The sequence below is a fragment of the Bernardetia sp. ABR2-2B genome (genome assembly GCF_037126435.1).
GTDB lineage: Bacteria > Bacteroidota > Bacteroidia > Cytophagales > Bernardetiaceae > Bernardetia.
Map to the genome: position 1 here is coordinate 920,369 of NZ_CP147020.1, position 23,880 is coordinate 944,248.

Annotated in this window: 19 protein-coding genes; 7 read left to right on the top strand and 12 right to left on the bottom strand. The window is 31.6% G+C overall.

Annotation, left to right across the window (positions count from 1 at the left end):
• Positions 1-2 precede the first annotated feature (2 nt).
• From WAF17_RS03860 to WAF17_RS03870, 3 genes are all read right to left on the bottom strand, one after another.
• Entirely contained in the window at positions 3-416 is a 414-nt protein-coding gene (locus tag WAF17_RS03860) for a hypothetical protein (RefSeq protein ID WP_338766477.1), read from the bottom strand.
• Positions 417-448: 32 nt separating this feature from the next.
• Positions 449-4,072: a helicase-related protein gene (locus WAF17_RS03865; protein WP_338766479.1), complete on the bottom strand. Its 3,624-nt coding sequence runs from the start codon at positions 4,070-4,072 to the stop codon at positions 449-451.
• A 130-nt stretch (positions 4,073-4,202) separates the two neighbouring features.
• Entirely contained in the window at positions 4,203-4,553 is a 351-nt protein-coding gene (locus tag WAF17_RS03870) for a hypothetical protein (protein WP_338766481.1), read from the bottom strand.
• Positions 4,554-4,881: 328 nt separating this feature from the next.
• On the opposite strand from WAF17_RS03870, the gene WAF17_RS03875 reads away from it, so the two are divergent.
• The 3 genes from WAF17_RS03875 to WAF17_RS03885 all read left to right on the top strand — a co-directional run bounded on the left by WAF17_RS03875 (position 4,882) and on the right by WAF17_RS03885 (position 9,151).
• Positions 4,882-6,036: an AraC family transcriptional regulator gene (locus WAF17_RS03875; RefSeq protein WP_338766483.1), complete on the top strand. Its 1,155-nt coding sequence runs from the start codon at positions 4,882-4,884 to the stop codon at positions 6,034-6,036.
• Between the two features lie 138 nt (positions 6,037-6,174).
• On the top strand, positions 6,175-7,644 hold the full coding sequence (locus WAF17_RS03880; RefSeq protein WP_338766485.1) for a serine hydrolase domain-containing protein: 1,470 nt from the start codon (positions 6,175-6,177) through the stop codon (positions 7,642-7,644).
• A 238-nt stretch (positions 7,645-7,882) separates the two neighbouring features.
• Complete coding sequence (locus WAF17_RS03885) at positions 7,883-9,151, top strand: ABC transporter permease (RefSeq protein ID WP_338766487.1); 1,269 nt, start codon at positions 7,883-7,885, stop codon at positions 9,149-9,151.
• Positions 9,152-9,208: 57 nt separating this feature from the next.
• Here the strand turns inward: WAF17_RS03885 and obgE are convergent, their stop codons facing one another.
• The gene (gene obgE / locus WAF17_RS03890) at positions 9,209-10,201 is read right to left on the bottom strand and encodes a GTPase ObgE (protein WP_338766489.1); all 993 of its coding nucleotides are present in this window, start codon (positions 10,199-10,201) and stop codon (positions 9,209-9,211) included.
• A gap of 469 nt (positions 10,202-10,670) precedes the next feature.
• On the opposite strand from obgE, the gene WAF17_RS03895 reads away from it, so the two are divergent.
• Positions 10,671-14,657 (top strand): SpoIIE family protein phosphatase, encoded by a 3,987-nt coding sequence (locus WAF17_RS03895; RefSeq protein ID WP_338766491.1) that lies wholly within the window; start codon positions 10,671-10,673, stop codon positions 14,655-14,657.
• Positions 14,658-14,718: 61 nt separating this feature from the next.
• On the opposite strand, the gene WAF17_RS03900 is transcribed toward WAF17_RS03895, so the two are convergent.
• Genes WAF17_RS03900 through WAF17_RS03910 form a run of 3 tightly spaced genes read right to left on the bottom strand, consistent with a single transcriptional unit; the run spans position 14,719 to position 16,715 of the window.
• A complete protein-coding gene (locus WAF17_RS03900) occupies positions 14,719-15,024 on the bottom strand; it encodes a hypothetical protein (protein ID WP_338766493.1) in 306 nt (101 codons plus the stop codon).
• 15 nt (positions 15,025-15,039) lie between these two features.
• Positions 15,040-16,326 (bottom strand): hypothetical protein, encoded by a 1,287-nt coding sequence (locus WAF17_RS03905; protein WP_338766495.1) that lies wholly within the window; start codon positions 16,324-16,326, stop codon positions 15,040-15,042.
• A gap of 38 nt (positions 16,327-16,364) precedes the next feature.
• The gene (locus tag WAF17_RS03910) at positions 16,365-16,715 is read right to left on the bottom strand and encodes a hypothetical protein (RefSeq protein WP_338766497.1); all 351 of its coding nucleotides are present in this window, start codon (positions 16,713-16,715) and stop codon (positions 16,365-16,367) included.
• Between the two features lie 272 nt (positions 16,716-16,987).
• Here WAF17_RS03910 and murA point away from each other — a divergent pair, with 272 nt between their 5' ends.
• Both murA and WAF17_RS03920 read left to right on the top strand, forming a co-directional pair.
• Positions 16,988-18,316, top strand: coding sequence for a UDP-N-acetylglucosamine 1-carboxyvinyltransferase (gene murA, locus WAF17_RS03915; RefSeq protein WP_338766499.1), 1,329 nt, complete (start codon positions 16,988-16,990; stop codon positions 18,314-18,316).
• A 179-nt stretch (positions 18,317-18,495) separates the two neighbouring features.
• On the top strand, positions 18,496-19,911 hold the full coding sequence (locus WAF17_RS03920) for a DUF6056 family protein (protein WP_338766501.1): 1,416 nt from the start codon (positions 18,496-18,498) through the stop codon (positions 19,909-19,911).
• A 45-nt stretch (positions 19,912-19,956) separates the two neighbouring features.
• Here WAF17_RS03920 and WAF17_RS03925 read toward each other — a convergent pair whose 3' ends face one another.
• The 3 genes from WAF17_RS03925 to WAF17_RS03935 are packed head-to-tail and all read right to left on the bottom strand — an operon-like array spanning position 19,957 to position 21,512.
• The gene (locus WAF17_RS03925; protein WP_338766503.1) at positions 19,957-20,709 is read right to left on the bottom strand and encodes a tRNA(His) guanylyltransferase Thg1 family protein; all 753 of its coding nucleotides are present in this window, start codon (positions 20,707-20,709) and stop codon (positions 19,957-19,959) included.
• Positions 20,699-21,145 (bottom strand): AAA family ATPase, encoded by a 447-nt coding sequence (locus WAF17_RS03930; RefSeq protein ID WP_338766506.1) that lies wholly within the window; start codon positions 21,143-21,145, stop codon positions 20,699-20,701. The genes WAF17_RS03925 and WAF17_RS03930 overlap by 11 nt, the downstream gene beginning before the upstream one ends.
• A gap of 22 nt (positions 21,146-21,167) precedes the next feature.
• Positions 21,168-21,512 (bottom strand): 4Fe-4S dicluster domain-containing protein, encoded by a 345-nt coding sequence (locus WAF17_RS03935; protein WP_338766508.1) that lies wholly within the window; start codon positions 21,510-21,512, stop codon positions 21,168-21,170.
• 77 nt (positions 21,513-21,589) lie between these two features.
• Between WAF17_RS03935 and WAF17_RS03940 the strand changes: the two genes are divergently transcribed.
• Positions 21,590-22,132, top strand: coding sequence for a GNAT family N-acetyltransferase (locus WAF17_RS03940; protein ID WP_338766510.1), 543 nt, complete (start codon positions 21,590-21,592; stop codon positions 22,130-22,132).
• 39 nt (positions 22,133-22,171) lie between these two features.
• Here the strand turns inward: WAF17_RS03940 and WAF17_RS03945 are convergent, their stop codons facing one another.
• Together WAF17_RS03945 and WAF17_RS03950 are read right to left on the bottom strand one after the other, a co-directional pair.
• Positions 22,172-22,594 (bottom strand): copper-binding protein, encoded by a 423-nt coding sequence (locus WAF17_RS03945; protein WP_338766512.1) that lies wholly within the window; start codon positions 22,592-22,594, stop codon positions 22,172-22,174.
• Between the two features lie 101 nt (positions 22,595-22,695).
• A complete protein-coding gene (locus WAF17_RS03950) occupies positions 22,696-23,646 on the bottom strand; it encodes a 5'-methylthioadenosine/adenosylhomocysteine nucleosidase (protein ID WP_338766514.1) in 951 nt (316 codons plus the stop codon).
• Positions 23,647-23,880 lie beyond the last annotated feature (234 nt).

Here is a 23,880-nt window from a genome sequence, read left to right on the forward strand (position 1 = left end):
TTTTAATTATTTGTTTTTTCTTTTTCTAAGAGTTTGTTTATCCATTTTGTTGCCTCCTCTTCTGTCTTGCAAACTTTTAGTTCACTAGGGTAAGGTTTTATCATAAAAATTCCTTCCAAAAGCATTCTTTGTAAAACAGAAGGCGCAATAATAGCCATTCCAATAGAGTATTTTTCTACTATTTTTTTATTTTCTTTGAGCGCATTTCCCTGAATGACACGATACTTTGATGCTACATATTTTGTGTCTGTTGCATCTAAAATGATTGCATATCGACCTTTTTTATACACCTCTCCTACTTCATCTACATAATCTTGAAAATTTTGATTTGTAATTTCTACATCAGTTAATTTGATATGTACTAAAGGAAATTCTGAATAATCAAAAACAGCATAAGGTTTATTATTTGAGCTCATTAATAATAGTAGTTATTTTTAAATAGAATAGTTTATATTTTCTCTAGTTCACTTTCTTGTATCTCAAATTGAATCTCTTTCATTTTCTCTAGTTCACATTGAAGCAAAATAGTAAGACTATACATATCTTCCAAATTAGAATAAATTTGAGTTGCTCGTAGTTGTTTAGTCTTAGTTTTAGGTTCAGTTTCGCTCCTCAAAATACTTTCTGATAAATATGATTTAGCTTGGTCAGAAAAAGTCTTTCCAAAAGATAAATAAGCTTCTATAAAGTAATCTTTATTCTCTTGTTTTGTGTTGCTTTGCAGAATATTACTTACTGCCTCAAATAAAGTTTTAGGTGCATTTTCAGAATCAATTTTTTCTAAGTTTAGCTCCAAAACAGCTTTATAAAAATCCAAAACTCTACTCTGACTTTCTTCTTGATTTACTCTTCTTCTCCATTTTTCAATAAAATCTAAAGTCTGCTTTTGATTTTCGTTTTCATTGAGGACAGTTATTTTTCCCAATTCCTCAAAAATCCAGTCTATCTCTTTTTTAGAAAATGAATTATTTCTCAAACTATCTTTTTCAATGAAGTAAAGAAGACGATTAATAGAAGAATGATGAAGAAAAGGCTCTGAAAAAATCAAGTTTTGTGGCTGATTTTCTTTTACTTGACTTTTGGCGTAGTCATATACCTGCTTCAAGTTATTTTTGAAATGATAAATACTATTTTCGTGAATCCATTGTAAGAACAAAAAACTATATTTTTCTAAAATTGAATATCTTTTCATCGAAAAAATAGCAGCATATTTTTCATCTTTATGAATTTCGAAATCAGATTGATGAGTTTGTATAATATCAAAAATATGTTTTCGTACGCTTGTCTGGTCGTGAGCCTGTACCCAAACTTTGAACTTTGTATTCGAAATATGCGATGAATATTCCCAATTTGATAAAATTCCCATTTGATAAAAACGAATAATTGTTCGCTCAACAGCCAACTTTCTATCTACTTTTTGAGAAAAAACTCTAAAATCTAAATCTGAAATTTCTACTTCTGAAACCTTTACAATTGCAGCATGGTTTTCTTCAATTTGCTTATTATCACTATTTTCAGCTTCAGAAACCAAGCAATATTTATCATAAAACTGTTTCATAAAATCTACTTCTTCTTCCACAGGCTCAACTTTGGCAGCCCATTCTAGAAGATGCCTATACATATCCCCACCTAGCCAACTCACTTCCCTGTGCATATTTCTAATATCGGAGAGTTTTGTAGAATCTTTAAAGAGATTTAGAAGTGTTTGTTCGTCTTTTTCTTTCTGAAAAATAATATATGTTTTGGCAGTTGTTTTTTTTGTTCGATTCGAAATATCAAGTAATTCTGTCAATGATTTTGGTAAGCCATATTGAACAATAAAATCCAAATTTTCTAAATTAATTCCTGAATTAAGGGCAGAAGTAGAAGCAACCAATAAGTCTTGAGAAGTTTTGAGTGCATTTCTTAAATAATTTCGTTTGGTAAAATGCGTTTCTTTATCGTCGTGCGAATCTTGTGGAATCTCAATAGAATATGGGTATATTTTTCGTTTCAAATCAAACTCCAAACGCTCGGAAAGCAAATAAGAACCTGTACTTCCATTTGCGCCAGTTGTGAAGATTATTCCTGTATTATTTTGATGTTGAGTTTCTTTATTTTGAATCTTTTTCAAAACACTAACCAGTTCAGAATAAGTATTTTCAGTTTCTACAAATTCAAAATTTGCTATTTTATTCTCTAAATAATCAGACAAGCCCACAGCAGCATAGAAATCATTTTCTTCTATCTTAAATATATTTTGAATTGTTTTTGAAACTGATTTATCTAAAAAATGGGATAAGAAAACAAAAGGTGTTTTATGAGAATCGTTATAAAAACAATTATGGTAAATACGTTCTATTGCAATATATTCTTCTTTGTGTTGTGGCGACCATTCCGAAAAACGATGAATTTCATCTACTAAAAAATATGCCCAATTTATTTTATTTTTCTCATTTTCTTTATCGTCTATAAAATCTATGAAAGTCTTTGTATTTAATAAATCAGCCGTCAGAATCAACAGAAAGACTTTGTTTTGTTTGACTAAACTCTGTGCTTGATTCACTTCTTGACTGCTCATTTCAGAATGCCAAATAGTAACTTTATCAATTCCATTTTTACTAAGCTCTTCCATTTTGTCCAATGCAGCATCAGTAGAAGCACAAATAAGAAGCGAAGGGAAAGATTGCAAAACAGAAACCCAACCAAAGATAACACTAGAGTCAATTTCTAAGGGAATATTTGCCAAAACAGATTGACCATTCAAGGCTTTTGTGAGTAGAGCTTGAAGGAAAAAAGATGAGGTTGATTTTTTATCTTGATTAGAAAAAGAACGAAGCAAAAATTCAGAACGTTTTATATCTTCATTCGTTGCAAAATTCCATGTATGAAACTCTTTATTAGAATTCTTCTTAAAATTAGGCTTAAAAAATGAGTGAGATAAAACAGGAAATTGTTTTGACAGAGGCTTTCCTTCATCAGAATGAAACGAAAAACGATGACTTTCAGCATAATCATTCCGTATTTTTATCCAATCTTTGTCCTTATCAGAGTCTGTCCAACGATGCAGAATACTAAAATCTACTTTCAGAATTTCGTTTTCATTGTCCTTTTCTTGTTGTTCTATATCGTTTTTTGAAAAAATAGTGGTAATGGAAACCTTAGGAAATCCTTTTGATAGGTCAGGGAAAAGCTCTTCTACCAATTTTTGAACAGATTGAATAGCTAACTCTATAATTTCTTTAGGAATTTGTTCCTTTTCTCTCATCAAAAAAACAGCCTTCCAAGTTTTGTTTTCACTCTCATTCATTTTCCAAACTCCTCTAAAAAGTAATTCTGCCGTCAGGATTTGAATACGAATAAGGGCAGCTTTCCACCAAACTTGTTGAATAATTGTTTCTCTAGGCTGATTTGTCGCTATTCTGTTCCACTCTCTAAGTTTGTTTGAAAAAATAGGTTTTTCTACTTGATGGCGAACCCACTCCATTTTTTCACGAATCAAATCTGTTTCTTCTATGATTTCTTCAGCTGTAAAACTAACTACATAAATTCCTTTCGAACGCAGTTTTTGTTCAGTTTTCTGTTGTTTTTCTCTCTCTTCACTTCCTGTTACAATCAAAATAGCAAGTTCTGCAATTGGCAAATAAAAATCTATAGTAACATTTTGCAATTCTGTTTCTGTGATATTTTGCTGTAACATATCTGTTAAAGGTGCATTTACCCAAAACAAAAACTCTAAAAATCCCCATTCAGGAAGATAGTTATGTAAGCGTTCACGTAAAAATAAAGTCATTGCTTTTTCAGAAGCAGTTTTCTTACTTTTTTCTTCAAATTTCCATTTTGGAGCATATTTGTTTTTTTCTGAAATCTGTAAAGGCAAAAGAGGAATATAATTTTCAGTTTGATTGCCTTGTGTATTAAATCTCTCAGCCAATTCCATAGGCAACGGCATTACCAAACTACGCTGTAAAAAACGCAATAAAAAAGAGAATTTATTCTTTTCTTCCTCAACCACTTTTTGAGAGAAAAAAGGTAAATTCTGAATCACAAAATGATTTGTTGTGTTGGTATAACCTGCTGAATAGTGTTGCATTAGATGGATAGTAATTCTGTTTGCAGTCGTAGGTTTGTTTCTTTGTCTAAACATACGAATTTGCTACACTTCTATCAAACAAAATCTTAAAAATTTATCATTAAACGAACAACTTTGTTAGTAATGATAACTAAGAACCTTCATATTTGTGGAAAATACACCAATAATAGTTAAGTTTAGGGAAAATATTGTCTCTTTCATTAATAATGCTTTGAACAAGGAACTCATGACAAGTCACTTTTTGTATTCCATATGAAGAGGTGTGGTCTTCTATTTGAGGAAGAATATCTTCATTTAATAATTCTTTATATGTTGCATTTGTAAGTTCATTTGCAAAAATCAATAGCTCTAGCTCATCATCTTTTGGCATAGCAATATAAGCTCCTAGCATATTATTTGTTATATTGTGTACAAAAGAACCATTAACAATTAAGAAAATATCATCAAATACTTTGTCATTCGCCCATTTCTTATTTATCATAATTTTGATTTTACTGTAATATAATGTGTTAGCTACCTAAATTTATTTAAAATCAATCAAACTGTATAGCTCTAATAGATTTTATTCTACTAATCAAAATAGAAGGAAGCCAAAGAATAAAAATAACTAATACAATAATAACAACATTGAGCATCAAAATCAAAGGAATACTACAAGAAAATATAACAATTTCGATATATGTAAATAGTTTATTTTTAGCACTTAACCTTTTTTACAAATCTTTATCAGTCCGAAATTCTGTTTTTTCCCTCAAAAATCAATACTTTTATTAATTATATGCTGTACGATTAACCACAAAAGATAATGAATGGATACCATTAATTTATTAATTATTACCACTGCAATTTCTTTATTTACTTCATTATTTCTTGCCTTTTTTTTGGTTGTAGTCAAGACAAAAAATAAGTTAAGTAATTTTCTTTTTGCTGCTTTTTTGCTAATCACTGCGATAGATACTAGTGCGCCCTTATTCAACTTAACTGTTGCTACTCCTTCAAACTTAGGAATGTTAAGAAATGCTCTTTCTTTTTTACAACTTCCTATTTTTTATCTCTACATACTGTCGGTTTGTTATTCTGATTTTAAGCTCAAATACAAACATTTACTGCATTTTTTACCTTTTTTAGCTGCTAATTTGGCGTTACTCCCTCGTTTTTATGCCGTAGATATCGCTTCCAAAATTGATTTTATCATAAATCGTAAGGAGATGATAGAATTACAGTTCAATCATATTCTGATACATCTTCAAATAGCTGTTTATATTTTTGCTGTTTTTATGATATTAAAAAAAGCAAAAAGACTATATCTTGAAAATAATGCAGATAAAAGTAGTGTTTCCTATAATTGGTTATTTCAGTTTACGACTGTACTTACTATTTTATACTCTGTTGCTTTTATAAAAAATATTTTCAAATTTTCTGATTTTCAAATTGTTTCTGAGGGAATAAAAATTGGAATTATAGTACTTCAGTTATTTATTTTTTGTTGGTACTTATTTAAGGCAATAAATAACCCCAATTTATTCAGAAATATCGATTCAAAATTAAAACTTGTAAAGGATATAATTTCTGAAGAAAAGGGTAATGAACCATTGACTTTGACTGAAAAAAAATACAGTGAAGATTTAATAAAATTAAAAAAATATATGAATAACGAAAAGCCATTTCTTAATCCTTCCATAACTATTCAAGATATTTCTGCTGCTATCGAAATTCCTGTTAGAGATTTATCTCTTCTAATTAATCATAAACTAGAACAACATTTTTACGATTTCATTAATATATATCGTGTAGAAAATGCGATGAGAATTTTAGAAGACTCAACAAAAAATAAGATAACTATTTTAGAAATTCTGTATGAAGTAGGTTTTAATTCCAAATCTTCTTTCAATACTGCTTTCAAAAAACATACAGGAAAAACACCCACTTCATACCGTAAAACACTGAAAAACAACACCTTGTAATTACTCGTACTTATTTTTATATTACTCTTACTCATTTTTTTTCGGATAATCCGTACGACTACTTTTACTCGGTCGCTTAGTTTTGATTTGTTTTACAAATTTGTATCATATTAATTTTTTAATCAAAAAAACGATACAATGAAAAGTACCATTTATTATTTACTAATTTTCACAGCTCTATTTTCAAGTTGTCAGACAAAGCATAAGACAATAACAAAGGAAAAAGAATATAGCTTTCTGACCGATAGTTTGAATATTACCCAGCAATTAGAAAAACACAAACTTGCAGGTTTTAGTCTTGTTATTTTTAAAAATTATAAGATTGTATACTCTAGTCAAGATGGAGTAAAATCAACAGCCACACAGGAAAAAATAGATAAAAATACTGCTTTTTCTACGGCATCAATCGCAAAACCAGTAGTATCACTTCTTTGTCACCTGCTTGAAGAAAAAGGACTAATTAATTTAGATGACCCAATAGATAGTTATCTAAAACGTTGGCATTTGCCAAAAAGTAAGTTTACAGAAAATACTAGCCCAACTTGGAAACAGTTCTTAAATCATACAGCAGGAACAAGTCAGCAGGGCTTTGCAGATTTTTATGAAGGAGACACGATTCCAACCATAAAACAAAGTCTTTTAGGACAACTTCCGAGATATGATAAAGAAATTGAATTTCTATTTACACCTAGTACGAGTTGGCAATATAGTGGTGGTGGTTATGTAATTATTCAAATGGCCTTGGAAGACAGTTTAAAAAAACCTATTTCAGAACTTGCACAAAAGTATATTTTTTCGCCTTTGGGATTGAGTAATACAACAATGATTCAACCTAATGAAAAGGGATTTTTGAAAAATGTTGCTCTTGTACATGACCAAGAAAATAAAGTTATCAAAACAGGATTACCAATAACACCACAAGTTGCACCATCAGGATTATGGTCAACTCCAACTGATTTGGCAAAATTTACTATTGAAATTCAAAACGCCTTACGCAATAAAAACAACAAAGTAATATCTACTACTATTGCTAAAAAAATAACTGAAGTAACAGCTCTAAAAAATGCTGTTGCTGGTTGGAGTTATGCAGGACAAAGGTCATTTGGATACAATAATTATGACTGGCTTAGATGTGGTGGCTCTAATACAGGAGTGGGTAGCGATATTTTTGCTACTATGACAGATGGAAATGGTTTCGTTTATATGGCAAATGGTGAAAAACAAAACCGTTTCCCTGTTTTTCATCAAACTAGAATAAAACTCTTGACATTGATGGACTGGAACAAAGAAATACCGAAAGAAGATATTCAAGAAATCCCTCAAAGTTTGAAAGAAAAATTAGTGGGAACGTATAATGATTTGCTTTATGGACAAGAAGGGCTGCCTACTAAAATTGTGGAAAAAGAGGGTCATCTCTATGTTGAATCTATGTTTTTTCAACGCTATGCAGGAAAAAACAAAACTGAATTACTTTACCTTAAAAATGGGTTGTTTAAAATTGTAGATTATCCAAATCTATTGAAACTCAACTTTGAAAATGATAAACTAAATTCTGTAATCTTGATAAGAGATAATATGAATGTTGAAATTAAGGTAGTAAAGAAGTAGGTAAAATGAATGAAATGCTCTGACTTTAGTTATACCTCTTGACTATTTTATATAAGCAAGAGGTATTTAAAAGGGAAATAAAAAAGTAGAAATTATGTATTTATGAATTTTTATCTTTCCAAAATTCTGTTTTTTCATTAAAAATGAATAGTTTTATTTATCTGAAAATATCCCACCTTTTATTTTGTATTAATTGATACATTCATTAATAATTAATCACTAATAACTAATCACTACTTTGTTTGAATTAGATAAATGGCAAGAAATATTTTTTACTATTAAACAGAACAAACTACGTACTTTTCTGACTGCGTTTGGTGTTTTTTGGGGAATTTTTATGCTCGTTTTTATGCTCGGAGCAGGAAGTGGTCTTGAAAACGGAGTAAAACAAGAGTTTGCAGGTTTTGCATCGAATGCGCTTTTTGTTTGGTCAAGAAAGACGACAATTCCATATAAAGGCTTACAGGCAGGAAGGCGTTTTCAATATACACTTGCAAATGTAAAAGCACTCAAAAAGAAAGTGAAAGAAATTGAAGTTGTTGCACCTAGAATTGAAGTGGGAACTGTTCCGATGAGTTATGGAACAAAATATGCCTCTTATTCTATGCGTGGAGAAACACCAGCACTTACCCAAATAAATGCAAAAGTGATTATGGCAGGGCGTTTTTTGAATCAATTTGATATTAATGAAAAGCGAAAAGTTGCTGTGTTGGGTCAATCTGTTGCGAAAGAGTTATTTGGAACAGAGACTGTTGAAAATAATCCAAAAAAAATTATAGGGAAATATTTTAAGGCAAGAAATGTATTCTTTCAGATTATAGGAGTTACAAAGGAAGTTAGGAGTGGAAACCGTGCAGCAGAAGAGGAAGAAGCTATTTTTGTTCCTGTTACGACAGCTCAACAGATTTTTAATATGTCTGATAGAATAGATTGGTTTGTTTGTACACTTGACCCAAAAGCCAATGCTGTTGAAATAGAAAAAGAAGTCAAACTTACTTTAGCAAGTTATCATTCTGTTTCTCCAGAAGATTTTTCTGCGATTGGTTCGTGGAACACAAGTAAAGAGTTTCAAAAATTTGATACTATCTTTATTGCTATTCGTGGTTTTATTTGGTTTGTTGGAATTTTTACGCTTCTAGCAGGAATTATTGGAGTAGGAAATATTATGATAATTACTGTAAAAGAACGCACTCGTGAAATTGGTGTTAGGAAAGCTCTTGGTGCAACTCCTTCTTCTATCATTGCACTTATTCTTCAAGAAGCCATTTTTCTGACAGCTCTTCCTGGTTATGTTGGTCTAGTAACAGGGACGGCAGTTGTTTTTGGAGTAAATACGCTTTTAAAGACAATGAAAGCCGAAAATCAGTTTTTTGCTAATCCTATCATTCAGTGGGAAGTAGCTGTTGGTGCTTTAGCGTTATTAATTATTTCTGGAACAATTGCTGGGCTTATCCCTGCTATTTTGGCTGCACGAGTAAATCCAATTGAGGCACTTAGAGATGAGTAAAACAAGAACCCTCGTTGAAGCTCAAATACAGCCTTCAAGGAGGGTTCAATATAAAAACTACTTCTGCAAATTTTCCCAAATTTTATCTTTTAAAGTATCTAAATTCATTTGAGCTACTGCTGAAATAAAAATATGCTCAATTTCTTTTGGCAAATCATCAGCTAACATCATTTTGAGTTCGTCATCTATTAAATCCATTTTTGAGATAGCTAAAAGACGTTTTTTGTCTAATAGTTCTGGATTATACTTTTCAAGTTCATCTACTAAAATATCATATTCTGCTCTTATATTTTTTGTGTCTGCCGAAATAACAAACAAAAGCATTGAATTTCGTTCAATGTGTCTCAAGAAACGAACGCCTAAGCCTTTTCCATCTGCTGCACCTTCAATAATTCCTGGAATATCAGCCATCACAAACGAACGATGATCACGATACGGAACAACTCCCAAATTAGGAACAAGCGTAGTGAAAGCATAATTTGCAATCTTTGGTTTGGCTGCCGAAACTACTGAAAGCAGTGTCGATTTTCCTGCATTGGGAAAACCTACCAAACCAACGTCAGCCAGAACTTTTAGCTCTAGTGTAAACCAATCTTCCACACAAGGCTCACCTGGTTGAGCATATTCAGGAGCTTGATTGACGGAAGTACGAAAATGAAAGTTTCCTAGTCCTCCTCGCCCTCCGTGTAATAAAATTGCTTCTTGTCCATCTTCCAAAACTTCAGCTACTTTTTCGCCTGTTTCAGAGTTTTTGACAACTGTTCCCAATGGAACTTCCAAAATAGTATCTTCGCCTTGTTTGCCCGAACTTTTTTGTCCACTTCCATTTCCTCCATCTTCTGCAAAAACATGTTTTTGGTAACGCAAATGAATGAGCGTCCAAAGTTGAGAGTTGGCACGAATAATAACGTGTCCACCTCGTCCACCATCGCCACCGTCAGGACCACCCAAGGGAACGTGTTTTTCTTTGCGAAAATGTCTAGAACCTGCTCCACCCTTACCAGAGCGAAGAAATAATTTAACGTAATCTATGAAGTTAGGAGAATCCAAATCGGTTTTCAGTTATCAGTTAATAACAATTACGAATTACGAATTAAAAATTATGAATTAATATAAATACTATTCTTTTTTTAATTACTAGTACATTAGATAATTGTAATAATTTTTTTAGCAAATTACATAATTGATAAAAGAATCAATTATTTATTAATTTACAAAGATACGGATTTTTGAATGAGTAATTTGAGTTATTTTTTTGAAAAGTATAAGATGACTGTGTTTTGAGCTAATAAATTAGAGCAACATGATTAACTAAGTTAATTTTATTATTCAACAATTAGATTGGATTTCTCAAATAGATTGACTATTTTTAATATATGAGAGTATTCCCCATTCTCTTTCCCTTAATTTTTATTCAGATATTTTCTTTTCTCTCTTGAAAAATTCACTTTCTTTTTTACTAAAAAACAGTAGTAAGTCAAAATATATTATTTTTTCTTCTGTTTTTTTTCTGTGCTTTTTGATTTATATTCCTTTGAAGGCACAAGTAGGAAAACCTTTCATTCATAACTATAGCTCAAAAGAATACAAGGCACATGTTCAGAATTGGAGCTTGACGCAAGATAGCCGTGGAGTAATATATATTGGAAACGGAGATGGTATTTTGGAGTTTGATGGAAATAATTGGCGTATTATTCCGATTACCAAGAGCAAAGGAACAGGGTTTTCTATGTTTTATTCTGATTTAGGAAAAAGTTATAACGACAAAGTATATGTAGGAGCAAACAATGAGTTTGGTTATCTAACTGCAAATACACAAGGTTATTTAGAATACAATTCATTAATAGGTTTATTAGATACCATTCCTAATTTTGATAGGATTTTGAAGGTTGTTCAGCAAAAAACAGAAAAAAGTAATGAGATTATCTTCTATGCTCCTTCTTTAAGAAAAATATTTATTTTAGAAGGTGAGGGCAGAGAGGCAAAATTGGACACGCTTTCTTATAATAGGTATCAAGTTATTTTTGATATAGATGAGAGAGCTTATTTTTGGGATTTGAATAAAGGTTTGCAAAAGATAGAGAATAAAAAATTTGTTCCTGTTTCAGCCAATTCATTCTATGAAAGCCATATTACTGATTTAATAATAAAAGAGACTGAAGATACGCAACTTATTTACGCAAGAGGCTATACCGTTTCAGAAGATAGAAGAATTAATATTACTGACAGAAAATTATACCGTGTTTCTACTTCTCAATTTGAAGTAAGCACTCCACAAGATGTCTCAGATGAATATCCAGAATTTCTAGCATTTCTGAACGGAATACGATATTCATACGGTATTTATAATAAGGTCTTACGTCTACCTTCTAATAAAATAGCTGTTTTAGATAGCAGAAGTGGAATATATGTGTTGAGTGAAAAAGGAGCTTTACAGCAAAAAGTAATAGAAGAAACAGGTCTTTTATCAAATAACATCTATGATATGACAGTTACAGATAAAGGCAACTTGTTTCTAGCGATGAACAAAGGTGTTGCACACGTAGAAACTGCTTCTCCAATCTCGTTTTGGGATAAAAATTCAGGTTTAGACGGAGTAGTAGAAGCTATACACCATTATAAAGGAATAACATATGTCGGTACGCATCAAGGATTATATTATTTAAAGGGAGATAAAGCAAAAAAAATAAAAGGCGATACTCCTTTGGATACTCAAACGTGGGGCTTTACTCGCTTCACACCCGTTTCTGAAGATGGAACTCCTCAAGAAGAAATACTGCTTGTAAGTGATAATAATGGCACTCATCAAATCACAGACTCAACAGCAAAAAATATTTTGGCTCGTAGAGAGACAGCTTATGATTTTTATCAATCTAAAAAAACTCCAAATCGTGTTTTTGTAATGTATGGAGATGGATTGAGTGCAATAAATTATGATAATGGAAAATGGACTTTTGAAGAATATGTTCCTCATCTAAAAGATGATGTTAGAATGGTAGCAGAAGATAAAAATGGAAACCTTTGGCTAGGAACATTCAGAAATGGAGCTATCAAAATTCCATATTATGAAGACCCTAAAGAAATTACAACTGATAAAATAAAATATTACAAAGAAGAACAAGGATTTTCATCTCTCAAAAATGTATTAGTATATCCTTTCAAAGGCGATGTTATTTTTGCAACTGAAGGAGGACTTTATAGATATGATGAGCAGAATGATAAAATGATTCCTGCACCAGAATTACAAGGAACAACTCTAGCTGATGGAAGTAGAGATATTTTTTCCTTTACAGAAGGTGCGAATGGTGATTTGTATTACTCGGGTCTGCAAAGTGCAACAGGCTCAATGGGAATAGCAAAAAAACAAGCAGATGGAAGTTATGAATTGTATGAAACTCCCTTTAAGAAAATTGCTGAAATGATGGTTTTGGCTCATTATTTAGCTCCTGATGGAACAATGTGGTTCGGTGGTTCGGAAGGTGTCTTTAGATATGACCCAAAAGAAGATACTGATTATTATAAGGCAAGAAATATACTGATTAGAAAAGTACAAATAGGTAAAGATTCAGTAGTTTATGGAGGATTTGCACAAAAGTATGCTATTAATAAAAATCCTTCCTATCAAATTATTTCATTAGATGAAGAACTGCCTTATGAGCTAAATTCACTTACTTTTGAGTTCTCGTTGCCTGATTTTGGAGAAGGAAAAAACAAATATCGCTATCGCTTAAAAGGATTTAGTGAAGAGTGGAGCGAATGGACAACAGATAGTAAAGCAATTTATACAAATCTTTTTGAAGGAAAATATACTTTTGAGGTAGAAGGAAAAAATAGCTACGAGCAGCTAAGTAATATTACTGGTTATTCTTTTACCATAAAAGCACCTTGGTATAGAGCGTGGTGGGCATTTATTATTTATGCTATTATTGCCATTGCTTTAGTTTGGCTCGTTGTGAAATGGAATACTCGTCGTTTGGAAAAAGACAAAGAAAAACTAGAAGCTATCGTAGAGCAAAGAACTGCCGAAATCCAGCAACAAAAGGAAGAAATAGAACAACAAGCAAACAATGTTCTTCTTGCTAATGCCGAAATAAATCAACAAAAAGAAGAAATAGAGGCACAAGCAGAAAGTTTGGTTGATGCTAATCTTTCTATCCAAAAACAAAATCAAGAAATCTTGATTCAAAAAGAAGAAGTAGAAAACTCATATAAAAACATTCAAATACTTTCTGAAATTGGTCAGAAAATTACTCAAATCTTAAATCAAAAAGATTTAGTCAAAACGGTTTATAGCAATATAAATGCTCTGATGCCTGCCGAATTTTTTGGTATTGGACTTTACAATCCACAGCTACAACGCATTGAGTTTTCTGGTTTTATAGAAAATAATGAAGAAATGCCTTTTCATTATGATAGATTAGAAGAAACTGAAAGTAAGTCTGTTATTTCTTTTTCACAACGAAAAGAGCTGATAGAAAATGATTTTTTAACAGATTTGAAGAAAATTCAAGAAGAAAAAGGAGAAAAGTTTGAAGCAAAAGTAGGGCAGATTCCTCAATCATTTGTCTATCTACCTTTATTTGTAGAACAAAAACCTGTGGGTGTAATTACGGTTCAGAGTTTAGAAAAAAATGCGTACGGAGAGCAACAACTTACCATTCTTCGCACACTTGCAGCCTATACTTCGATTGCCTTAGATAATGTTTCGGCATATCAAATGATTCAAGAAAAAAACAGAAATATTACAGATTCTATTCGTTATGCAAATACCATTCAAGGTGCAGTTTTACCTCATCAAAATGAGTTTTCGAAGTTATTTAATGAGCATTTTATTCTTTATAATCCTAAAGATATTGTTTCGGGTGATTTTTATTGGTTAGCTCATAAACAAAACATTACTTATTTGGCTGCTATTGATTGTACTGGACACGGTGTTCCAGGGGCATTTATGTCTATGATAGGACATTCAATTCTGACAGAAGTAATTAACGAAATACCAGCTGCTACTCCTGCAAAGATTTTGGAGGAAATGAACGACCGTTTGGTTTTGGCGCTTCATCAAAATCAAGAATCTAATTCTGATGGAATGGATATGTGTTTGTGTGCTTTCCACTTTACAGATTCTGATGATGATACAAAAGTAGAGTTTGCAGGAGCAAAACGAGCTTTATATTATGCCTTACCTAATTCAGCAAAATCAGAAATAGAGGTTTTACCAGCTACAAGACGTTCTATTGGTGGCAAACAGCGTGTAGAAAAACCATTTGAAAACAATAAAATTAATGTTCCAAAAGGTACAACTTTTTATCTAACTACTGATGGTTATGTCGACCAAAATAGTCCTCAAGGTAATAAGATAGGAACACTAAAATTTTTGGAAACCTTAAAAGATATTTCGGATAAATCACTCGCAGAACAACATCTACATTTAGTAAATTACTTAGACAAATTCCAAAGTACGACTGAACAACGAGACGATATTACCATTATAGGAATTAGAGTTTAAAAAAAAGAGTTTGAAAATCTAAACAATTTTCAAACTCTTTTTTTTCACGGTTTATTTTAAGTTAGCTTTTTATCCAAATTATAAGTTCTTGTTCTATTCTCTCTACCAAATTCAAATCTGTTTTTGCTATTGTTATAAAAAACTGATTTCCATCTATCACTCCTGTTACTTCCAAAATATCTTCTAATTTTAGCTTAAAAGAATCTTTTGCTAAAGCCGAAAAAGAAGAAAAGTTTTGAATTTCTAAATAACCATAATTTTCTAATTGGTTTAATAGATTTTTATCAATGGGTTTAGAAAGCGTATAACAATTTCTTATAAACTGACGACAATTTTTGATTTGTTTTACTTCAAAATAATTATTCATAATCCATTTTCTAAATTACCCTACTGTAATTTGGTCAAACTGGCTATGTTCTCTTACTCTACATATATGTTTTTGTGTCTGAAAGAAAGAAGCATTTTGAACCAGTTTTTTGTACTCGTTTTCATCTAATGTTATAAAACCTTCTGTCAGCGCAGTATTATAAACCAAATTCATTATTCCTGCAACTCCCCCAGAAGCTAAAAAGGAAACAGGTAATGATGTTTCGCTATCAAAATGAGCTAAATAATTATTTGGTTCATAACCACTTACAATTTTCATTTTGAGTTTTTGATTGGATGCTAATTCTTGTATCTCCCAAACCCCCCAACCAAAAGCATTTACAACAGCCGTAATTCCGTGTACCCAGTCTTCTTTATTCTGAATCATGGGTTTTATCATAGCATTCCATTCTGTTGATTGCATTACGCCTCCAAAGGTATTGTAAGCACATATATGACCTGCTTCTGTGAGCAATTGAGCAGCCAAAGGAAGTCCATCATCTCCCATTTCATCTTCAAAAAGTTTTAATAATTTGTATGAAATCAAGCAATAATAATTAGCATACATACGAGTGAGCAAAACCCCAAAAGCATCTATCAAACCCGTTTTTGAATCTCCTTGCAAATCCATATTTGTTAGAGCTTGACGTATTCCATCATAATCAATTGTCGTATCAGAAGGCTGATTGAGTTGAGCAGTTTGATACTTTCCCTCTTGTGGCGAAGAAATTAAATTTGTTTGATTTTCATCACTACTTTTTCTTATAAATACCTCAAAAGAACTCTTTGGATCTCCTTGAGAAATACACTCTTTTTGTTCTGTTTGAAGAGTTCCTAAAGGCAAATCAAAAATAGCTTCGGCTGCACCTGCAATATAACCAGCAGCAAAGAAAGCAACTCCTTTTTTATTTTTTTCACGAAGCCCAAATTTTATTTTCCAACCAATTCCATAATGTTCGGAAGGCGAATCAACTTTTCCACCCTCTTTTATAAGATTAGACAAGTCAATAATTCCAAATCCACAAAAACGAAAATAATCTTGACAAATTTGTTTTTTATCTTCTATCGATAATTCTTGATTATCCTTCTCTTTAAAAAAGTTAGAAAACTGTGTGTGAGCAATCTCTTGTGAACTATCTGAAAGTATGGGATAGACATTGAGATAAGAACTGGTATCTTCAATAACAGCTTGTAGATAAACATTATAATGATGACAATGGAAAATCATTGGCTCACCAGTAGCAATATAGGCATTTCTGTTATAATGGTAATTTCCTCGCAAAAGTTGAGAAGTTTGTTGCATAAATTTAATAATTATAGAAAAAAGAGGGGTAGTTATTTTTATATTAAGTTTTGAAAATCATCATCTGAATCACTTTTGAAAAAATCCTCATTCTCATCATTCTGTATTACTTCATTTTGATTTATATCCTCTTGTTTAGTCTCCGTTTCAGAAATAATAGTTTCTTGATTAGGAAAAAATTCTCTTGATAGTTCTACTTTATAAGTATCAAAAAGAGCTTCAGATATTTTTTCTAAAAGTGTTGGTGGCAGTTGGCTTTCATCTTTTATAGTATGGAAAAAAAAGCCTTCTTTCTTAAATTCAGGTAACAGTTTGAATAAGATGCGCTGCCACGCAAAAGGACTTGCATTAAGATTTATCCAAGACTTAATAGTTGCTACTTCTTGCATAGGGAATGGGGAATAGATTCAGAAATAGTTTTAATTTTTAACAAAAAAAGAATTTTTCAACAAAAAAGCAAATGAAACTCTACAAACCAAGCATTTTATCAGATTAAAAATAAAATACTCTAGGTCATATTGGTTATTATTCAAATTTCATTTTTTTAGACTTGCAAATTAATTTGGTATTTATCTGATTTACCTTTGTAATTGGTAAACAAAACCCTTAAATTTCTGCTACGAAAAAAACTAAAACAAAAAATTATAAAAAAGAAAAATCAATGGCAAAATTGAAAGAATCTGTAACCTTTGAAGTAGAAGGAGGAACACCACTAAAAGGAGAAATCACTCCACAAGGAGCAAAAAATGAAGCCTTACAAATTTTGTGTGCTGTTTTATTAACTGACCAACCTGTCATTGTAAATAATATTCCTCTAATTCGTGATGTACTCAAGCTCATTGACTTATTAGGACACTTGGGTGTGAAAACTGAAAAATTAAGTGACCACTCCTATAAATTTGAAGCTTCTACTATAAATTTAGAGTTTTTATATAGTTCTGATTTCATAGAAAAAGGAGGTGCATTGCGTGGCTCAGTAATGATTATGGGACCTTTATTAGCTCGTTTCGGAAAATGTCGTTTAGGGCAACCAGGAGGAGATAAAATAGGAAGAAGAAGATTAGATACACACTTTAGAGGTTTTGAAGAATTGGGAGCTAGATTTAATTATGATGCTGAAAATAAATATTATAATGTCGATGCTACAAACCTAAAAGGAAAATATATTTTGTTAGAAGAAGCATCTGTAACAGGAACAGCAAATATTTTGATGGCTGCCGTACTTGCAAAGGGAAAAACAACGCTTTATAACGCTGCTTGTGAGCCTTATATTCAACAGCTCTGTGATATGCTTTGCAGAATGGGAGCAAAAATAGAAGGTATTGGCTCAAATCTTTTAACAATTGAAGGTGTTGAAAAACTAGGAGGTACAGAACACACGATGCTTCCAGATATGATAGAAATTGGAAGTTTTATTGGATTAGCTGCCATAACAGCTTCCGAAATTCGTATCAAAAATGCTCGTATAGACAAACTTGGCTGCATTCCAAACACCTTCAAAAAGTTAGGAATCCATATGATTTTTGAAGACGATGATATTATTATTCCTGCACAAGAACATTATCATATAGATTCTTATATCGATGGTTCTATTCTTTCGATTGCTGATGCACCTTGGCCTGGTTTTACACCTGATTTGATTTCGATTGTTTTGGTTGTTGCTACACAGGCACACGGAACACTTATGATTCACCAAAAAATGTTCGAAAGTCGTTTGTTTTTTGTAGATAAACTAATTGATATGGGAGCAAAAATAATACTTTGTGACCCACATCGTGCGACCGTTTTAGGGTTAGGAAGACAACAAGATTTGAGAGGAATTACGATGACTTCGCCTGATATTCGTGCAGGAGTTTCGCTTCTTTTGGCTGCACTTTCTTCACAAGGAAAAAGCACAATCCACAATGCAGAACAGATAGATAGAGGTTACCAATTTATTGATAAGCGTTTGAATGCACTAGGCGCAAAAATCAAACGTATTGAAGAATAATATTGAAGTTGTTTAAGAGAATGGGTTTTATAGGTGTGTTTGTTGGTGTCGCTTCGCTAAAACACCAACAAAGGCTGTGTTATTTTTCCTTAGAACTGGATTTGCAACCCAATTCTAAGGAAAAATGAGTATTCTTAAACAACTTCATTATAATCATTTGACAAAAAAAGAAAAGAAAAATGATTTTACTGAAAAAAAACTCTACATCAACTCTAAAAATCATTTTTCTATTTTTATGTATTCTTCCCTTTTTTTTCTTGGCATTTTTTGCACGTCCTTCGGCAGATGAATATCCTTTTTTCACTCAACTCTCTTCTATGAGTAGCCTAGAATTTGCCTATTTTATGTATAAAAATTGGTCTGGGCGTTACTTTTCTGTTTTTTTAGTTGCTCTTTTCTTGAAGTTAATTGTTTACTGGCAAGGCTTTTATCCTATTTTTATCTTCTTAATTCTAGTAGTCAATTTTTTCAGTTTTTATTGGATGATTGACAGACTTAATTTTACTGATTCAAGAAAAGAAAAGCTACTTCTTACTAGCAGTCTTTTCATTGTCTATCTCTATGGAATGCCGAGTCTTGCAGAAGGTTTTTATTGGTTTATTTGTGCTTTAGGATATATGTTTATCAACTGTCTTGTGATTTTTTGGATAGGCTTTTTGATAGAAAGAGAAGCTAAAATATATAACTCTAAATCTGTTCTTAAAGAAAATCTACTTATTCTGTTTTTTACTTTTGCGCTCTGTGGAAGTATGGAGATTATCTCTTCTTTTGTAGTAGGTTTGATAGCCGTAATTTGGCTTACAAAATTTATAAATACGAAGAGAATCAATACTTTTTACGGTCTATTATTTCTCTTTGCTCTTCTTTGCTTTTGTTTTTCTGTCTTTGCAGCAGGAAATTCTGTCAGAGGTTCTCATTTTGCAGGTCTTTCAAATCCTATATTTATTCTGCCCAAACTTATTCCTAATTCATTAAATTATATTTTTTATTGGTTTTTCGAAACGCCTATTTTAGTTTTCACTTTATTTTATCTTCCCTTTGCTCATAAAATTGCCTCTAAAAGTTCGTATGATTTTGTATTTAAGGTAAATCCATTTTGGGCTTTGATTGTTTGGATAGGAGTTGTTTTTGGAAGTTTTTCTATTGGCTATATTTCTATTGGTGGAGAACTGCCGATGCGTATCAATAATATTATATATTTTTTATTCTTGATAGGCTGGTTTTATATTGTGAGTGTTTTTGTTAGTTTTTATCAAAAAAATAATGATTTTTCTATCTTTAAAAATCCTTCTGTTTTCACAAATTTGATTGCTCCTGTTGTTGTTTTTCTATTTTTATATAAAGAAAATAATCCTATTCGTGCAGCTTATGCAGATATTTTGAAGGGAAGAGCCTATAATTATTCAATGCAATTAGATACTAGAAAAACGCTGTTATCAAACTGTAAATCAGATACCTGTATTGTTCCCATAATTCCTAATCCTCCTCATATTATTTATGAACCTGCACTAGATTTAACAACTGACCCTGAAAACTGGAAGAACAAATCACAAGCAATTTATTTTGGTGTGAAGGCTATAAAAGTGAAAGAGTAATTATCGAATAGTTCACTTTTAGCAAACTATTCGACAATCAGAATTTTACAAAAACTCTCTTATAAAATCGCTATAAGCATCTTTCATCTCCAAGTCCATATCAACATATAATTTTCTTCTTTCTGTCAGTTTTACTTCTTTAGTGATTGGATTGATACCTCTTTTTTGATATTCCTTCCAATAAACTCCAACTCCTCTTTTCTGCCAACTTGGTAAGTCATTGAAATTGATACCATAACTAAAAAGAAGCTCATTTTTATCAGCTACTGATTGTTTTTCAAGGCTTTGAGTTGCGTTTTTAGCTGTAAATCCATCTTTTCTTAGCGTCCAATAACAGTAAGCATTGAGTGCATTTCTGAAAGCATCTTCATTACGCCAACGAAAATAATCTACTACATCTTCTTTGGTAGGAAGTTGAGAAATACGACAATCAAAAGCAGCCAAATCATTTAATAGAAGAGAAAATTTAGCACTTGCTTCTCCTGCTAGTATAGAATTATATTTTCTTGTTTTTCGACTAAAAGCAGTCTCATTTTGATTAAAAAGTAACGAAATTTCATCGCTTTCTGTATATCCATAAACTACATTAAAACCTACATTCATTAAGTGCTTTACAGTCTCTACCATATAATCTCTAAAACGAGTATCAAAAGGAGCTTCAAAATTATGTTTTTGCTTGGTAAGTGTCGTAAAATTTCTGCCATCAATTCTAGCAACCATATAAATTTGAGGAAGTACGCATATATCACTATTGGTTTCATAGATACGCATACGTTTGTCTAAATCATCAAACTTCATTTTCTATTTTTTTTAGTTGAGAGTTTTCATTTTCTGTATTGACTATATATATTTCATCAAAACCCTCTTCATACGTGGGAAGTTCCATTTTTTTGTAAGTAGATAAAACTCCCACTTTTGCAATTTTCGCTTTTCCTTTCCTCAAATCATTTCTTTCTAAGGCTGTCTGTAAAGTTGTGTCAAAATAAATTCCGATAATTTTAAATCCTCTTTTCTTTAGTTTTTGAATATATTTTGCACGTTCTTTTTTTGTTGGGTTTGTATTGTCAATGACTAAACGCTGCTGAAATTCTAAGCAGAAATCTAATAATTTAGCCTCTTTATTTCTTGTATTGAGTAAGTCTAAACTAATTCTCAAATGAGAATTAAAATATTCTTTTTTATAAAATGTTGATTTTCCACTCCCTTGTAGCCCTATAAAAAGTATTGCTTCCATTATTTTGTATTAGTTAAGAAAATTAGTCGTGCAACCACTCTTTTTTCAATAAAAGCTCTTCTTCTGTTTCTACAACATTCTCGTCAATAATACAACAATCAGCAGGACAAACAAAAGCACATTGAGGCTCATCGTGAAAACCATTACATTCCGTACATTTATCACTTACGATATAATAAATAAAATCATCTAAAGGAGGAAATTCTGTATGAGCATCTAAAATTCTTCCGTCTTGAGTTTCTACTTTTTTTAGATTTGTTCCCTCTGCAAACGACCAGTTTTGAGAACCCTCATAAATCGCATTATTTGGACATTCTATCTGACAAGCACCACAATTTATACACGCATCTGTTATTCTTAAAGCCATTTTATTTCTCTGCTAATTTTAATATTTTTGAAGTTACAAATTTAATCAAAATAGAATTTACTAAAAAACACCTTGCTTTGAAAAACAAATATATTTTTAAATCGCAACGTTTAGGCTTTAGAAATTGGCAAAATACTGATACAGAGAAGCTCTTTGCTTTAAATTCTGATAAAGATGTAATGGAATTTTTTCCTTTTCTGCCTTCTTTAGAACAAACACAAGCATTGATAGAGAAAATGAGAGGTCAGTTTGAAAAAAATGGCTTTTGTTATTTTGCTGTTGATTTGTTAGAAACCAATGAATTTATTGGTTTTATCGGAATCGCAGAACAAAACTATGAAGCTGACTTCACGCCTTGTATAGATATTGGTTGGCGATTAGATAAAAAATACTGGGGAAAAGGCTATGCTAGTGAAGGCGCAAAACGCTGTTTGGAATTTGCTTTTGAGGAAATGAAATTGAAGTCTATAAAAGCTGTCGCACCAAAAATAAATCTAAAATCTATAAATGTAATGGAAAAAATCGGAATGAAATACGTAAAAGATTTCAAACATCCAGCCTTAGAAAATGACAAGCGATTAGAAACTTGTGTGTTATATGAAATAAATAAAGAAATTTAAACCTATAAGACTTCTAAAAACCTTATAGGTTTGATTAAATTACTTTTTCAACATCAATTCAGTTTCGGCTGGAAGTTTAGCTACATTTCTCATCATATAGCCTTCTTCTGTTTTTACCATTTCAAAAGAAACTTTATCGTCAGCAGTCATTCCTTGCATTGAAGTAGCTTCTGCTTTAAAGTCCATTTTCATTGCCATCATCACATCAGGAATTTCTTCATGATTGACAGTAACCACTACATGTCCTGCTTCATCTGCTTCGGTCATGCCTACAAGCTGTCCACGAACAGAATAAACATCTTCTTGTGGCGTTTCATCCACTGTAACTTCTGCTTCTTCAACTGAAGTATCTTCCAAAAGAACCATCTCCTCAACTGGAGTTTCTTCAACAGTTTCTTTTTTTTCTGACTGACAAGCAAACATAAACGTCGCTGCAAGAGCTAAAAGGGCAATCTTTTTCATAAAAATAAGTTTTAAATACTTGATATAAGTAAATTGTAAAATCTCAAACCTACATTCTACTGCTAATTTGAAAGCACAATTTAATCAAAATATACTTGTTTTTACTTTTCCTTATTCATTTTCTTTATCTCCTCTTTCTCCAATAGAAAAATAAGCTCACTTACCAAATGAGCAGCATTGAAAGAAGCTACTTTCAAAAACTTCTTGTATAATTTGGCTGCATTTTCATCGGCTGTATCACTAATACTTCTGATGACTACAAACGGAACACCCTGTTGATAACAAATTTGAGCTACTGCGCCACCCTCCATCTCAACAGCTTTGGCTTTAAATTCTTTTTCCAAACGATTTTTGAATTGTGTTGAAGCTACAAAAACATCTCCTGTTACGATTGTACCTGTGTTTACAGTTGGTTTGCGTTTGGCATCATAGGTTCTGATAAATTTTATTCTTGCTTTTTCTCCTGCTTCTTGTGTTTTTTCTATCAAAAGAGAATCACACGGAAAATACAATGGATTTGAAGTTTCATCATAATCAAAAGTCTGCCAAACAGTTATTCCTTCTTTTGTCAATTGTCCGAAATCGTGTTGCGCTGCTCTATCTCCAACTACAATATCACCCGGTAAAAGTTTCTCATCGATTCCTCCTGCAATTCCTGTAAAAATTACTTCTGATGGATTGAAATGTTCTAATAAAAGAGCTGCCGTCATAGCAGAATTTACTTTACCAATTCCAGACTTTACCACCACAACATCACGAGTACGCATTTTACCAACCGTAAAAGTAACGCCCATAATTACAGTATCTTTTTTTGGATGAACTTTCAGCTTAAACAAATCTACCTCTACTTGCATAGCTCCAATAACGGCAGTAAAAGGCTTACGATTTGGGTTTTCAAGTTCTTGTCTCTGACGAGCAGAGAGTTTATTTTTATTACTTTCTTCTTTTTCTGCTTCAATATCAGAAGCCGTTTGAGCAAAAGAAGTAAATGAATTTAGATTAAAAAAAACAAGGAGAAAACTAAAAGCTATGTAAAATACGTACTTATTCATAGAATCAATGAGGTTCAATTTTATTATCAAAATAGGAAAGATGCTGCAAAATTAAGCAACTTTTTTTAGAAGTTGTGTAAAATAGGTCTGGTGTCGCTACGCTAAAACACCAACAAAGGCTGTAATTTTTCCATTCTTAAACAACTTTTTAAAGACATACAACTACAAACAAAAACCTAGCAAATCTGAAAATAAGAGAAACTAATTCAGAGATACTAGACCTGTATGCAAAAA